Source organism: Bradyrhizobium sp. 956_D2_N1_4, assembly GCF_052076025.1.
Taxonomy (GTDB): Bacteria; Pseudomonadota; Alphaproteobacteria; order Rhizobiales; family Xanthobacteraceae; genus Bradyrhizobium; species Bradyrhizobium barranii.
In genome coordinates, this window is record NZ_CP197237.1 from 1,932,856 (window position 1) to 1,947,245 (window position 14,390).

Genomic DNA, 14,390 nt, shown 5'->3' on the forward strand with positions numbered 1-14,390 from the left:
CTCAGAGTGAGCCTTGATGATCCTGACATCGCAGCCCTGCATGGCCGCCGTCAGCCCAACGCCTCCATCCAGCCGGCGACGGCCCGTCCGATCTCGTCCGGCGAATCTTCCTGGACAAAATGGAGTCCCGAGATCGTCACCTCGGTCTGTGCCGGGAGGCTGCGGGCCAAATCGAGAACCGGGCCATGGGCGAGGATCCCACCGGGCTCCGCCCTCAGGAACAACTTGGGTATATGGCTCGTCTTAAGCCAGTCGGCGTAGGCGGTCACGATCGCAGTCACGTCGGCGGGCTCGCCCTCGATGGGGATTTGCCTGGGCCACGTCAGCGTCGGACGCCGGCCCTCGCCGGGCTCGGCGAAGGGCCGTCGGTACTCCGCCATATCCTCGTCGGACATTTTGCGAAGGATGGCTCCCGGCAGGATCTTCTCGATGAAGAAATTGTCTCGCAAGACCATTTCCTCGCCTTTCTCGGAACGCAGCCCTTGCAAGGCGTGACGCATTTCGAACTTGTCCCAGTGGTCCCAGTATTGCGGCCCCATGATCGCCTCCATGTACGCGATACCCTTCACTGCCTCGCGGTGGCGGTTGGCCCAGTCGAAGCCGAGCGCCGAACCCCAGTCATGGATGACGAGGGTGACCCGTTCGCGCACGTCCAGGGACTCGAGCAGGGCGTCGAGATAGCGGCGGTGCTCGACGAAGCGATACGAGTTGGGACCGCTGTCAGGCAGCTTGTCGGAATCGCCCATGCCGATCAGGTCGGGGGCGATGCAGCGACCCAGCGGCTTCAGGTGCGGCAACACATTGCGCCAGAGATACGACGAAGTGGGATTGCCGTGCAGCAGTACGATGGGGTCGCCCTTTCCCACCTCCACATACGCCATCTCGCGGCCGAGGACCCGCCGCCGCTGCTTCTTATAGGGAAATGCCGCAGAGATCATGTTCGCTCTCCCGTTTACATTTGGGCGCAGCGACACCGCGAAGCCTGCGCAACAGCGCGCCGCTGGGCTCGAGAGTGATCTTACTAGGGCCTTGCATCAATCGCTTGCCCGCCATTGATGCTGTTATGCTAATCTTGCTCAGAAGATCACCCAAGCAGATGCTGGGTATCAAGCCATTGATATGCCGCGCGTTAAGCGGATAGTTCGACGGCGCTTGCCCACTGCCCAGATCAACGTTTAAGCTGCTTTCCTGGAGCGGTTCCCTGATCTGATGCTGAGAGTTTCTTAGGATTACTCAACCGACGGGGCAGGCCGTGATGGTGGAGCAAGGCCTACGAGCCGTCTATGAGTCGAACGGGTGGGAGATCGATCTTACCCAGCGTGAGCTGCGGTCCCGAGGTGTTTCCGTTCCGATCGGGAACCGCGCATTCGAGATTCTGGAGATTCTGGTTCAGTCGGGTGGCGAGCTTGTCACCAAGCGCGATCTTATAGATCGGGTGTGGCCGGTTGCGACGGTCGAAGAAAACACGCTCCAGATTCATATATCCGCCATTCGCAAGGCGCTTGGCGCCGATCGCGAGTTGTTGCAGACGGTGTCCGGCCGCGGCTATCACCTGCGCGGCATCTGGACCATGCGGCCAGCAACCGGACCGGGACATCCACTCTACCTAAAGGAAAGTGCGTCGGCGCAGCCATTAGCGTCGACCAACCTGCCGCAGCCGGTTTCAGCGTTGATCGGCCGCACCGCCGAGGTCGAGGAAATCTCGAAGCTTGTCCGTGCCGGCCGGCTCGTCACCCTGACCGGGGCGGGGGGCATCGGCAAGACACGGCTCGCGCTCGCGGTCGCCCGTGAACTGCTGCCGCATTTTCCAGAGGGCGTGTGGCTGGCCGAGTTCTCGCCGCTCGCTGATCCCAGTCTGGTTCCCATAGCGCTCGCTGCCGCGATCGGACTCAAGTTCGGCGGAGGTGAAATTTCGACGCAGCGCGTGGCGCTGGCACTGGCAGCGCGGCGCTTGTTGGTGGTGTTGGACACCTGCGAGCATGTGATCGACGCCGCGGCGAGGATGGCTGAGGGCGTGCTGCGAGCCGGATCCTCGGCTCAGATCATCGCAACCAGCCGCGAGCCGCTCCGGGCCGAGGGGGAGCAGGTCTACTGGGTGCAGCCGCTCTCGATTCCGACGGAGGACGCGGACGATCTCCTGGAATACGGCGCCGTCAGACTATTCATCGAACGTGCACGAGCAACCGAGGCAGGGGCGGTTCTGGATGGCTATCAGGCAAAGACGATCGCGGCGATCTGCCGGCGTCTTGATGGCATACCGCTCGCGATTGAAATGGCGGCGGCACGTGTCACGGCACTCGGTGTCGAAGAACTCGCCGCTCACCTTGACGATCGCTTTCAGCTGCTGACCGGAGGGCGGACGGCGCTGCCGCGGCACCAAACTCTGCGGGCGACCTTCGATTGGAGCTACGAGCTACTGACTGAGCCTGAGTTGGTGCTCCTCCGCCGGCTCGCGGTCTTCGCCGGTGCCATCGACCTGGAGGCGATCTGCGCGGTGGTAACGGGCGCCGGGATCGCTTTGCCGGACGTGGTCGATGGAATTTCCAGCCTGGTTTCGAAGTCGCTGGTTGTGGCGGAAATCGATGCCACCACGGCGCGCTACCGCTTATTGGATACGACCCATACGTATGCCCTCGAAAAGCTCGGCGAGAGCGGGGAGCGGGAACGGCTCGCACGTCGCCATGCCGAATATTACCGGGACTTGTTCGAGCGGGCTGAAGCGGAGCTGGAGATGCGCCCCACGGTCGACTGGATGGGCGACTATGGACGGCACATCGACAACCTGCGCGCGGCGCTGGGTTGGGCCTTTTCACCCAGCGGTGACGTGCAGATTGGCGCGGGGCTGACCGCGGCCGCAGTGCCCCTATGCGTCCATTCGTCGTTGCTGGAGGAATGCCGCGGCCGCGTGGAGCGGGCGATCGCCGCCCTTGGGGCTGCCGTCAATGGCGACGCGCGCCTCGAGATGAAGCTGCATACCGCGCTCGGTACGACCCTGATATTTGTCACCGACGCGAAAATTCCCGCGCTCGGCGAAGCCTGGACAAAGGCGCTGGAGCTTGCAGAGAGGCTTGACGATGTCGAGCACCAATTGCGGTCGCTGCTAGGCCTGTGGTTCTTTCACCGGGTTGCCGGCCGCCTTCGCGCCTCCTTGACCGCCGCGCAACGATTCAGCGCCCTTGCGGCAAGCCGGTCAAATTCCAACGATCGGCTGATCGGTGAGCGATTGATCGGCATCTCGCAGCAATGCCTCGGCGATCAAGCGAGCGCGCGGTATCACCTCGAACGCATGCTCGCGCACTATGTTCCTCCAGTCCAAAAGTCGCGGATCAGCCGTTTCCGGAGCAACCAGCGGGTGACCGCCGGCGCCTTTCTGGGCCGGACCCTATGGCTGCAGGGATTTCCGGATCGCGCAATGCACGTCACCGAAACATACCTGCATGAGGCATCTGCCAGCAGACACGTCAACTCGGTGTGCTACATCGTCGCCAACGCAGCATGCCCGATCGCGCTGTGGAGCGGCCATATGGATGTCGCAGACCATTACGTGGCAAGGCTGATCGACCTTTCGACCAGGCATTCGCTGATGCGCTATGTTGCCTTTGCCCGCAGCCATCAAGGACTGCTTGCGATCAAGCGCGGAGATACCCCCGGCGGATTGCCGCTGCTGCGGTCAGGCATCGACGAACTCGGCGACGAAGTCAACGCATCGCATCGCTATTTCCTGTTCGTTGGTGAGATGGCGGAAGGCTTGGGGCGCGTCGGGCAAGTGGGCGAAGGACTTTCGGTGGTACACGATGCGATCGCGCGCGCAGAGGAGACCGAAGAACGCTTGAGCATCGCCGAGCTGCTGCGCATCAAGGGCGAACTGCTGCTGTTGCAAGGTGCACCCGGCGCTGCGGCAACGGCCGAGGATCAGTTTTTCCGGGCGATGAAGTGGGCGAGCCTGCAGGGCGCTCTGTCCTGGGAACTACGCGCCGCCACAAGCTTGGGACAGTTGTTTCGCGATCAGGACCGACCGGCTGAAGCGAAGGCGCTGCTGCAACCGATTTACGACCGGTTTACCGAAGGTCTCGACACCGCCGACCTTAAGCGAGCAAAAGGTCTCTTGCGTGATCTCAGTTAAGCCAATCTCCGTTCTTAGCGAGGCTCTGATGTTTGGGGGAAGTTTTGCTTGCGCAATTGAGGAGGCAAGTACCTCAGCTTCCCGGGCGCTGTATTGGTCTCGCTGGTAGGGAATCCCGCGAGGTGCCGTTGCCCGTTCATACAGCTTGCTGAAACGCCCCCGTTGAATGGCGCGCGAAACGGAGGAAGAACCTCTGCACTGCCTGATCCGCTTTGGTTCGGGCTGCGACCAATGCATCAGGACCAAGGGCCGATCCTTCGACGGAGAAGAACGTCAAATCATGCAGCCCGATAGTACCGAGGATAGCTTTTAGATACGGCGTGAGAAAATCGGGCTGATGCGCGCGATCGCCGGAAAATCGTCCGCCCGAGGACACTGAGACAAAAACCGGGCGGTCGCGCAACGCCCCCAGTTTTCCTTGGGCAGTCACGTCGAACGTTCGACGGACTCGAACGACGTGATCTATCCACGCTTTGAGAGCGGCAGGCACGGTGAAGTTGTGCATCGGAGTTGCGATGACGACGAAGTCCGCGCTCTCCAGTTCCTGGATCAGTTCTTCGGACCGGGACATGGAACCCTCGACAAACATTTCCAGGTACGATCGCTCGGTCGCGCCAAGAGCAGTTGCGTAGCTTTCATCGATATCGGGGACGCCGCTGATCGGTCGGATTATGACGGTTGCCGTCGGCTCGCTATCCAGCAAGTAGCCGACGATTTTCTGAGATAGCCTGTAACTCTCCGAGGCTTGCCCGCGGGGGCTGCAAGTCAAATGCAGTATTTTCGTCATCTGCTTTCCAATCGCTGCTGTCCGAACTCTGATCATCAGCAAAGAGCAATTTCGGCCTGCATCCAAGGACCATGAATGAGCTTTGCGACTGGTCCATGATTTGCCGGCGCAGGCTCGACCGCTGCAGCGTGCGAGGAGTGGAGACCAATCCGAACCGTTATGGCATAGTGGGTTTTTTGTTCATCGAAAGATCGGATCGGGCCATGCCTGCCGCGAATCCCCGAAAGCTCCCGCCGCTTGATCCGAAGGCGGCAGCACCGTTCTACCGGCAGATTTACGATCGGTTTCGCGACGCTATCGCCACTGGAATGTTGAAGCCTGGTGACCGCATTCCGTCGGCACGGGCGTTGACCAAGGAATTGGGGCTGGCCAGAGGTACCATCGACACGGCTTATTCCTTGCTGGCCGCTGAAGGGTATGTCGAGGCGCGCGGGCAGGCAGGAACCATTGTAAGCCCAGACCTTACGCCGCGAATATCCATTGCGAACCCGACGCCGCGAGCGGATCCCCGGATGGATGCAGTCAGTTTTCGTCCGGATTCCATCCTGCCATTCCAGATGGGTTTGCCCGCCCTGGATGCGTTTCCCCGGAAGATCTGGGCGCGCCTTGGCGCGCGTAGTGCGCGGGCCATGCAGCCTTCCGATATGATCCATCCCCCTGTGTCCGGCTTGCCTTCGCTGCGTGCTGAAATCGCGAGATATCTCCAGGTCTCGCGTGGGATCAACTGCTCGCCGTCTCAGGTGTTCGTTACCTCGGGATACCGCCAAACCGTGGAACTGATCGGTCATGCCCTGCTGAAGGCGGGCGATCGCGTCTGGCTCGAAGACCCGGGATATCCGCCCACGCGAGAAATTTTCGAATATATGCAGATCGAAGGCATCTCGGTGCCGGTCGATGCGGAAGGCATGGTCGTTTCCGATGCCGTCAAGTTCGCGCCCCGGGCGCGCGCAGCGGTGGTCACGCCTGCGCATCAGAGCCCGCTCTGCATGTCCCTGTCGTTACCCCGGCGTCTGGCGTTGTTGGACTGGGCCGCGCGAAACAAGGCATGGATCATCGAAGACGACTACGATGGCGAATACCGCTATGTCAGCCGCCCCCTCCCTGCATTGAAAAGCCTCGATCGTGACGGGCGGGTGCTCTATGCGGGTACCTTCAGCAAGGTACTTTTTCCAGGCATGCGGCTGGCCTATCTCGTCGTGCCGGAAGCGCAGGTCGAGCGGTTTGAGGAGGTCACCGAAAGCCTTTCAACCGGCTCTCCGGGGCTTACGCAAACCATCGTCACTTCATTCATCGCCGAAGGACATTTTGCGCGCCATATCCAGCGGATGCGGAGGCTCTATGCCGAGCGCCGCGCGGCAACCGCGGCAGGGCTGGAAAGCGTGCTGGGAAAAAATGTGCGAATAGATCTACAGCCGGGGGGCATGCACCTGATCTTGCGTCTGCGAGGCAACCGTTCAGATCGCCGGCTCGCTGCGAGCATGCGGGAACAAGGCCTGTACGCGGAGGCACTTACGGATTGGACGAGGCGCAATGATGGGGCTTCCGCCCTTCTTTTGAACTTCACGAATATCGCCTCGCGGCGCATGGCCGAAAATTTCGGACGGCGCATCTTGGGATTGATGTGACTGAAGTTCGAGCGTGATCTGCTGGATTATGGAAATCATGGCCCAGCTACAAACGCCTATCATGGTCCTTCTTGAATAGGCCAAGATGCGAAACGATGGAATCCTTCAACCAGATGAGGATTCGATCATGAACAAGCGCATCGATTACGCCAAGGCTTCACCGGAAGGCTTCAAGGCTTTTGGAGGGGTCTACGTCTATCTTCAAAAAAGCGGCCTTTCAAAGCAACTTGTCGATCTCGTGTATCTGCGGGTTTCGCAGATCAACGGCTGTGCCTACTGCATCGATATGCACTCCCGCGACCTGCTCAAGTCTGGTGTCGCCGCGGACAAGCTCGTGCTGGTGCCTGTGTGGCGAGACGCGGGGGAAGTCTTTAGTGAGCGCGAACGCTCTGCGCTGGCCTGGACCGAAACTGTGACGAGGGTGGCCGAAACCGGCGTTCCCGATGCCGACTACGAGGCCGCCGCCGGCGAATTCAGCGACAAGGAACTCGCTGACCTCACCTATGCCATCGGCTTGATGAGCGCGTTCAATCGATTGGGAATTTCGTTCCGCTCGATTCCCGCTGCCGCCAGTAAGGCTTGAGGCGCCCATCAGCAAGCATGTCGCGCATGGAATCCTCCATGCGCGTCCAGCCCCTCACAAGCGGCCCGGCCGTAACGCCCGGTGACCAGCGAATGGATTGACCCACATGGCATGGATGATATTGGCCTCCGCCGGCCTTCTCGAGATCGGATTCGCCTTCGGCATGAAGTGGTCCGCAGGCTTCACGCTGCTGATACCCGCGCTGTTTACGGCTGCCACCGGTTTGTCGAGTATCTTTCTTCTCTCGCTGGCGCTCCGCACACTTCCCGTAGGAACGGGGTACGCGGTCTGGACCGGTATCGGTGCCGCGGGTACCGCCGTTCTGGGTATCGCAGTGCTGGGCGACTCTGCGTCGCCGGCGCGGATACTTTGCATTGCTTTGATTGTGGCCGGCGTGATTGGACTAAAGCTTGTCTCTGCAAACTGAGGATGCCACTGACGCTTGGGTGCCCGTTTCGGCCTGACCGTTTGATGCTAAGGCGGATCCGGCGACCACCAACGCAGGGCGGCCCAGGTCAGAACATTCATGGCGTTCTCCTTCTGCAGCCGGAGATGGCGCAATCTTGCCGGCGGTCCGCCAGCGGCCTGCCCACCGGGCGCCGGACGAGTGCGCCGCGATTCACTCCGACTTGGGCGGTTATTCCGGCACGACCAGAGCCTTGTTCGTGCGCAGCGCGCTCATCACCTTCGGATCGAGTTTGAGATGGGCTTGCACCAGTCCCGGCGGTGTTGCCGCCATCCAGGTATCGAGAGAGAAGTCGATAAAGCGGTCACTCTTGAACGTCTCGAGAAATCGAAAGTTGGTCGAGCCGGTATTCTCGAGATAGTGGCCCATCGCCACCGGGACGTAACCAACGTCACCGGCCTGCAGATCAAATGTGCGCGCCTGCCCCTGGCCGGCAAACACACCCATGCGCGCCTGTCCCTCGATGACGTAGAGCCACTCGTCTCCGTTAGGGTGCCAGTGCACCTCGCGCAATCCGCCAGGTTCGAGTTCAACCAGGGCCGCTGCGGTCGTGGTGCTGATTGGAAACAAACGGGAATCGGTGATCCGCACCGTTCCGCCCTTCGTCTTGATGGGCACCTGCTCCATCATCCGCCACGTGTAGCTCGTCTCCGACGCCTTTGCGCCCGATATGGCTTCCGATCCGAGCGGCCCCGGCAACGGAGCCAGGAAAATATAGCGCTCGCTTTCATCGGGGGTGTGGCCGAACAGCGAGGCAGGCACTCCGAAATTCTTGCCCAGCACATCGGTCGGTATGCGCTTGAACCAGTCGTTGAGCAGGAAGGTGTTGTCTTCGTCGAAATCGCCATCGTCGAACACGAGAAGAAATTCGCAGCCGTCGGGGCCGAGGCCCTGGATCGAGTGCGGGGTTCCGCCCGGGAAGAACCAGAGATCTCCGACGCCGACGTCATCGACGAAATAGCGTCCCTCAGAATCGACGGCCGTCACGCGAGCCGTGCCATAGAGCATGTAGGCCCATTCTGACGCCTTATGCCAATGCAGCTCACGCACACCGCCCGCGTTCAGGCGCATATTTACGCCGGCCATGGACTTGGCAATGCCTAGCTCACGCTGCGTGACCTGGCGGGTCCAGCCGCCCGGCTCAAGCCGCATATGGGCGTCCGAGAACGAGAAGCGCAGGTTCGGCAAGGTACCATGATCAGTCGACGGCGGAACCAGCAGATCCGGGTTCTGCCGATCCCGCATGAGATTGCGCGGACCGGGATCGGTGCCGCCGTGACCCGGTCGCTGTGGCTGAGGAATCGCGCCGTCCGCGGTTTGCGCGTGCGCCAGCCCAACGCTCGTTAGCAGACCTCCGGTAGCGGTCGCTGCCAACATATGGCGACGAGAAATGGAATCCATGCGCGGTTCTCCCATGATTCCAGGCTACAATGCTTCTGCGCACGACACCTGCGCCTGACGTCTCCGAGCGTCGTCCGTTGGAAGCGGTTCACACTATCAAAGCAGTACACTTCGATATTTCTCGTTAGCACGAGTTCCGGCGGCTTCCGGCAGGGCGAGCGCCAACATTGGCGCTGTCCGCCTCGATGTTTCGATAGCCGTATCGGTTTTCGAACCAGGCCGTGAACCCATACCCCCGCTGCGATCGACGAAAGACCCGGGATCACGATGCGGTGCTCTATGCTCGTACGGATGCCATCCACGATGCCTTTGGCGGACAGTTGGCTGCCTTCACTAAGGACGGCGAGGACAACAAAACGCTGTTCGCAAAGACCGGAAAATTGCCGATGCCGGTCTTGGCTATCGGTGGCGATCACTCCGTCGGCACATTGATGAACTCCGACTTGGCCGATGTCGCGAGCGCCGCCAAGAATGCTGTCATAACCAATGCGGGCTTTTTGCCTAATTGTCTCCGGAACTGCTTGAGGTCAGCTTTGGGTTAAAAGAAGTCCTCGGCTGAACCGATCGGGCAGGTCAGCTATGGGCCAGAAGCGGACGACGAGACCGAGCGTCTTGGCATCCCCAAGGCCAACGATAAGCTCGAACTTCTCCGGTGGCTGCGTCCATCTGGGCTTGCCTTACGAACCCACTGACTACACGCTACCCAAATGAGCAGATTCCACGCCCGAGGTAAGGTCATGATCGGCGCCACGGCACTCCGTGCGCTTGTGCTGACTGCAGCTTTTTTCGCGGCGTTGTCGCCGGCCACCTGCCTTGGCGAAAACAGCAACCGCTTGCCGGCCAAGGCTACAAAGGAGCTACCACCCGAGTTGCTCTCGCTGCTCCGACAAAAGAAGATGCCAAAATACTCGCCTATCCTTGTGCGCGTCTTCAAGCAAGAGGCGGAGCTCGAAGTCTGGAAACAGGACACCACCGGCCTCTTCAAAATCCTCAAGGTGTACCCGATCTGTCGGTGGTCGGGGGATCTCGGGCCGAAACTGAAGGAGGGTGACCGTCAGGCTCCAGAGGGGTTCTATACGATTACTCCCGAGCTGATGAATCCCAACTCCGATTACCATCTCGCGATCAACGTCGGCTTTCCCAACAGCTTCGACAAGGCAAACAATCGCGACGGCAGCTTACTCATGATCCATGGCGACTGCTCATCGAGCGGTTGCTATGCCATGACCGACGAACAGATAAGCGAGATCTATTCGCTAGCGCGGGACTCCCTCGGCGGCCGACCGTCCTTTCAGGTCCAGGCTTATCCATTCCGCCTGACGCCGGCAAACCTGGCGCAGCATCGAAATAGCCCGAACCTCTCCTTCTGGAAAATTCTCAAAGTCGGCAACGATCACTTCGAGACGACGCATCTCGAACCTAAGGTGGACGTGTGCAATCGACGCTATGTGTTCGATGCGCAAGCTCCACCAAATTCGCCGTATCCTCTCGTGTTCAGTCCCACCGATAAATGCCCCGCGTTTGTCGTGGATTCCAAAATTGCGCGGCGGGCGCTTGAGAAGCAACGCACCGACGAACTCGAATTCGCGCGATTGCTCAATGACAACGTGCCGGCAGCCCCGATCTATAGCGGACTGGACGGCGGAATGAACGAGGCTTTTCTTGCAAAGTATCTGGTCAGAGTGACGCTTGCGAAAGTGATGCCGTATGCATCTTATCTGCCGCAACTGCCGCCAATCCCCTGGGTCACCAACGATGGTTCGTTGACGAGTAGATGGTTTGGCACCTCGTTCTCGAAACCGATTGCATGTGATCTGGCTCGTTCCAGCTTCCTGTCGACCGTCGTGGAAGGAGACGACGGGTGCTAGAGCGCCCGGTCTACTTCAGGCTTGCATCCAGAGTCAGCTGCCGGGTCACTGCCAGACCTCGCCAATGCTTTCTCAAGGTCTGAATACGCCCGGAAGCGGAGTGCGATGAAGCGCTGCGCGAGTCGGCTCGGGATAGGTGTGGACCCATGCGTCTCAGCTAAGAGCGAGTTATTCGATCAACTCGTCGGCGCGGGTGAGCAATTTCGGTGGGACGCCTTCGCGCAAATTAAGATTACGAAGTGCACTAGCGCGTTAACTGCTTTCCATCCCGCTGCCACTGCGAGGTTAAGGCGGCCACTCGGCGAATGCTCGGGTGCAGGTCTGCTATGGGTCATTCGCGTCATTTTTGGCCTGTTTGCCGGATGTCTGCTTCTCCCCTGACAGCAGCGGAATAGCACACATCCACCAACCGCTGCTTGGGGCCAATAGGCGACATCGCCGATCAGCCTTTTGCATTCAATGACCTCGTCGTTTCCATCAACACCTGACTGGCAGGTGAGCTTAACCATCCAGAATCGGTCAAGTGCATTGCCCCTTCGGTGCAAACTGTCTTCTGGCGAGAGATGGGCGTCAACGGTAACATTGCGCACACTGTTGGAGCGGGGAGAGACGAATGATCTCTGCTTGTTGGCTTGCCGTTTGGATCGCGTGCTTCGGCTTAGGAATGGCCGTGGTCTTCCGGACAGGGCTTGGTATTGAACGTTGGTCTCCCGCTCTCGGCTTGGCCTATCTCGTAATCATTGGCCCTTCAGTTCCAATCGTAGCTTGGTTGGCCGCGGATCAGATCGTAACTGTAGAGCAGGCCAGTTGCGCGGAGTTGGACCCAGCAGCGGATCGGCTGAACGGCATGTCGCCATCCGAATTCCGCGTGCGCTGTATCGCAACCCAAGACAATTCGGGTTGGCTTGCTCGTCGCAGAACATGAAAGCTCTGGAGACAAATCATGCCGGAAGCGCTTGAAGTCGAGATATCTGCCTTCTTCAACAAATACATGGAGACATTCACCACCTGGGATGGTGATCAAATCGCCAAACTCTACTGCGCTCCCTGCATCACCATGCGGGGTGACGGGTCGATACATTGTTTTCAGTCACGTGACGAGATTGCGCGGTTTTTCCAAGGAGTGGCCGACACCTACCGACGCGAAGGGGCCGAAAGTGGAACTCTGCACGATGTAGTGGCTGTTCCTATAGGCGAACGCAGTGCTCTCGGAACTGTAACGTGGAAAAACCTCCGACCGGATGGAAGCGTCACAAGGCAATGGCGGCAGTCGTACAACCTTGTTCGCTCCCCCGACGGCTGGCGCATCCTTGCTACGACATTTCACCTAAGCGGGGTACCGAGCTAGTGATTTCCGCTTTGGGTCAAAAGCTGCGGTCAGCCCAACCATCGTGTGACGTCCGCTTTCCCGTAGACAGCCGACATCGCGACGCCTCTTGCGCTGGTCGGCTGGCGTGATTCTGCTTAACCAAAAGCGGTCATGTGTCGATCTCGGTTCTGAAGATGAATGGAGCTCGATGAGATGTTTCGCATTTTATGGCACAGGTAACCCTTGCGCGCCGGTTTCGCCGAGCGCACTCTTGCAGAGCGCTTTCACAAGAACTACGGAGGGTGCGATCATGCCACGGGTCAAGCAAGCTTCGAAGCAGAAGCGCACAGCCAAAGCCGCCACCGTGAAGGTGCTAGGTGCGGCCGGACTGGGTCTTTCGCTGGCGAGTAGCGCATCCGCATCCACGATGCCCGCTACCGGTATCCCGCAATCCAACACCTCGCCAAATCAGCGCTTCTTTCTTGGCGAAGAGGAAATGGCCGACGTCAGTCTGGCCACGTTTCATCTTTTCGATAGAGAAAACTTTGGCGGCGGCGTGCAGCTAGCGCGGGGGTGCGGTGGTTGCGGGTGCGGCCATGGTGGCGGGGGGTGCGGCGGCGGCCGAGGTTGCGGCGGCGGCGGGTTTGTTGGCGGCCGAGGTTGCGGTGGTGGTGGGTTTGTTGGCATCCGAGGTTGCGGTGGTGGCGGGTTCGTTGGCATTCGAGGTTGCGGTGGTAGCGGGTTCGTTGGCATCCGAGGTTGCGGTGGCTTCCGTGGTTGCCGTGGCTTCCGTGGTTGCGGTTGCGGCGGCTGCGGGTTCAGCATCGGATTCTATGACGACATCGGGTTCGATGACTGGGGGTATGGTGGCTGGGGGTTCGGTGGTTGCGCGGGTTGCTGCGGATCCTGGGGAGCGTGCCGCTTGTGCTAAGTCCCACCAAGGACTCTGCTAAGCTGCGATCAGCCTCTCGCTGGTTACGAGTTTAAGGTCGACTTCGGGTCAAAATGCGAAGAACTCAGAGCGAGCAAATCCAGTCCGCACCGCCTCGCTAAGCGGACCTCCTTGAGCGGTGTCGTCACTTCGCTGATGGGCCAACATCGGACTTCCCAAGAATACATGACGCAAAGTGATTGTCAGCCGAAGCCGGGGCATCTCCGTTCCTTGGGCCAGAGATGCTACCTGCTGCTGACAGTATGCTGTCAGTAGCACAGCGATACAGTCCTCCCGAACTTATAGGGGGAGATAAAGCTGTGAAGTTATCTTCAACACGCCTGATCTCCGCTGATATCAAGGCTCTCGTCAACCTCTACGAGGTTTGGGCCAGCGTTGGCGCGACCCTTCATCTCTGGCGGCAGCGTTATCGCAATCGCCGGGAGCTCGCGCGCTGGACCGAGCCCGACCTGCACGATATCGGCGTCTCCCGGAGCGACATCGCGCACGAACTCGAAAAGCCGTTTTGGCGGGCCTAGCGACGGCAGCCGCGCCGGTACCGGGTTAACGGGATTCGAGGTTTAGCCGCCCCCATAAGGTGCTGCCTGCACGTTCCCGAACCTGTTGAAGTTGTTCTCCGGATTATACCCGGAGTCGCGCAGGTTCTTGATGTACATCTCGCGGTCGTTGGAATTACCTGGGCCCACGGCATATGGGCTCAGCCCCCTCGACCCCTCGCTCGGCGACGGCGCAGGCGACGCGCGGCCATGATGGGTCCTCTGTGCGGCCAAAGCGCCAGAAGTAGAAATTGCGAGAATAGCAACGATGACAAGAATGCTTTTGGCCATAGATCAGCTCTTCGATAATCCACGGGACTGGCATGACCGGCACTCGTCGGCCATGGTCGAGGGATGATTGCCATACCGTACCAGGGGCTCGCCCTGGCACCCGTACCCGCGCCCTTCCGCCCAAGCAGGCGACGCAAGCGCGGCAATCGCCAGTAGTCTGGTCTTTTCGTGGCTGGCGATTTCTGATCACTATACGATGGGGACGACCGCTCTGTCTGGCAACACGAGGTCCTTCAAACTAGCGCGAGGACCGGTCGAGCCTAAGCCCAATGCCTGCGCGGCGAACGGGTGGTCCGGTCTGGGTCAAAAGGCGACCTTCGGGCGCGGCTGATTTAGGTCCGTTCAACCCTCAACAGCGGACATCGGAACACTGCCGCCGCAGGTCCGAAAAGTGCCATAAGCTGCCATTGAAGACGAAGGCACAGTTTTTTCTCGATCCTGACCGGCAT

11 protein-coding genes are annotated in these 14,390 nt (G+C 60.0%); 8 read left to right on the forward strand and 3 right to left on the reverse strand.

Annotation, left to right across the window (positions count from 1 at the left end; all coding sequences use genetic code 11):
• Positions 1-50: 50 nt before the first annotated feature.
• Positions 51-938, reverse strand: coding sequence for a haloalkane dehalogenase (locus tag AB7535_RS08685; protein WP_085401697.1), 888 nt, complete (start codon positions 936-938; stop codon positions 51-53).
• Between the two features lie 317 nt (positions 939-1,255).
• Here AB7535_RS08685 and AB7535_RS08690 point away from each other — a divergent pair, with 317 nt between their 5' ends.
• The gene (locus AB7535_RS08690) at positions 1,256-4,123 is read left to right on the forward strand and encodes an ATP-binding protein (protein ID WP_135217211.1); all 2,868 of its coding nucleotides are present in this window, start codon (positions 1,256-1,258) and stop codon (positions 4,121-4,123) included.
• 136 nt (positions 4,124-4,259) lie between these two features.
• Here the strand turns inward: AB7535_RS08690 and AB7535_RS08695 are convergent, their stop codons facing one another.
• Complete coding sequence (locus AB7535_RS08695; RefSeq protein WP_135217212.1) at positions 4,260-4,910, reverse strand: FMN-dependent NADH-azoreductase; 651 nt, start codon at positions 4,908-4,910, stop codon at positions 4,260-4,262.
• Between the two features lie 203 nt (positions 4,911-5,113).
• On the opposite strand from AB7535_RS08695, the gene pdxR reads away from it, so the two are divergent.
• From pdxR to AB7535_RS08710, 3 genes are all read left to right on the forward strand, one after another.
• Positions 5,114-6,535, forward strand: a complete 1,422-nt coding sequence (gene pdxR / locus AB7535_RS08700; RefSeq protein ID WP_085401766.1) for a MocR-like pyridoxine biosynthesis transcription factor PdxR — start codon at positions 5,114-5,116, stop codon at positions 6,533-6,535.
• 127 nt (positions 6,536-6,662) lie between these two features.
• A complete protein-coding gene (locus AB7535_RS08705; protein ID WP_063984223.1) occupies positions 6,663-7,118 on the forward strand; it encodes a carboxymuconolactone decarboxylase family protein in 456 nt (151 codons plus the stop codon).
• Positions 7,119-7,224: 106 nt separating this feature from the next.
• Positions 7,225-7,545 (forward strand): DMT family transporter, encoded by a 321-nt coding sequence (locus AB7535_RS08710; RefSeq protein WP_085401694.1) that lies wholly within the window; start codon positions 7,225-7,227, stop codon positions 7,543-7,545.
• 210 nt (positions 7,546-7,755) lie between these two features.
• Here AB7535_RS08710 and AB7535_RS08715 read toward each other — a convergent pair whose 3' ends face one another.
• On the reverse strand, positions 7,756-8,985 hold the full coding sequence (locus AB7535_RS08715) for a cupin domain-containing protein (RefSeq protein WP_071915263.1): 1,230 nt from the start codon (positions 8,983-8,985) through the stop codon (positions 7,756-7,758).
• A 272-nt stretch (positions 8,986-9,257) separates the two neighbouring features.
• Here AB7535_RS08715 and AB7535_RS08720 point away from each other — a divergent pair, with 272 nt between their 5' ends.
• The 4 genes from AB7535_RS08720 (at position 9,258) to AB7535_RS08735 (ending at position 13,632) form a co-directional block, all read left to right on the forward strand.
• On the forward strand, positions 9,258-9,527 hold the full coding sequence (locus tag AB7535_RS08720; protein WP_085401693.1) for a hypothetical protein: 270 nt from the start codon (positions 9,258-9,260) through the stop codon (positions 9,525-9,527).
• A gap of 195 nt (positions 9,528-9,722) precedes the next feature.
• Complete coding sequence (locus tag AB7535_RS08725) at positions 9,723-10,853, forward strand: L,D-transpeptidase family protein (protein ID WP_439037271.1); 1,131 nt, start codon at positions 9,723-9,725, stop codon at positions 10,851-10,853.
• Between the two features lie 943 nt (positions 10,854-11,796).
• Positions 11,797-12,201, forward strand: a complete 405-nt coding sequence (locus AB7535_RS08730) for a nuclear transport factor 2 family protein (protein ID WP_085398148.1) — start codon at positions 11,797-11,799, stop codon at positions 12,199-12,201.
• A 1,212-nt stretch (positions 12,202-13,413) separates the two neighbouring features.
• Complete coding sequence (locus AB7535_RS08735) at positions 13,414-13,632, forward strand: DUF1127 domain-containing protein (protein WP_434057411.1); 219 nt, start codon at positions 13,414-13,416, stop codon at positions 13,630-13,632.
• Positions 13,633-14,390 lie beyond the last annotated feature (758 nt).

Bases quoted from the DNA above. Each gene is read 5' to 3' on its own strand.
- pdxR (WP_085401766.1), top strand. From the start codon at position 5,114: ATGCCTGCCGCGAATCCCCGAAAGCTCCCGCCGCTTGATCCGAAGGCG.
- AB7535_RS08695 (WP_135217212.1), bottom strand. From the start codon at position 4,910: ATGACGAAAATACTGCATTTGACTTGCAGCCCCCGCGGGCAAGCCTCG.
- AB7535_RS08705 (WP_063984223.1), top strand. From the start codon at position 6,663: ATGAACAAGCGCATCGATTACGCCAAGGCTTCACCGGAAGGCTTCAAG.
- AB7535_RS08730 (WP_085398148.1), top strand. From the start codon at position 11,797: ATGCCGGAAGCGCTTGAAGTCGAGATATCTGCCTTCTTCAACAAATAC.
- AB7535_RS08685 (WP_085401697.1), bottom strand. From the start codon at position 938: ATGATCTCTGCGGCATTTCCCTATAAGAAGCAGCGGCGGCGGGTCCTC.
- AB7535_RS08710 (WP_085401694.1), top strand. From the start codon at position 7,225: ATGGCATGGATGATATTGGCCTCCGCCGGCCTTCTCGAGATCGGATTC.
- AB7535_RS08725 (WP_439037271.1), top strand. From the start codon at position 9,723: ATGATCGGCGCCACGGCACTCCGTGCGCTTGTGCTGACTGCAGCTTTT.
- AB7535_RS08690 (WP_135217211.1), top strand. From the start codon at position 1,256: ATGGTGGAGCAAGGCCTACGAGCCGTCTATGAGTCGAACGGGTGGGAG.
- AB7535_RS08715 (WP_071915263.1), bottom strand. From the start codon at position 8,985: ATGGATTCCATTTCTCGTCGCCATATGTTGGCAGCGACCGCTACCGGA.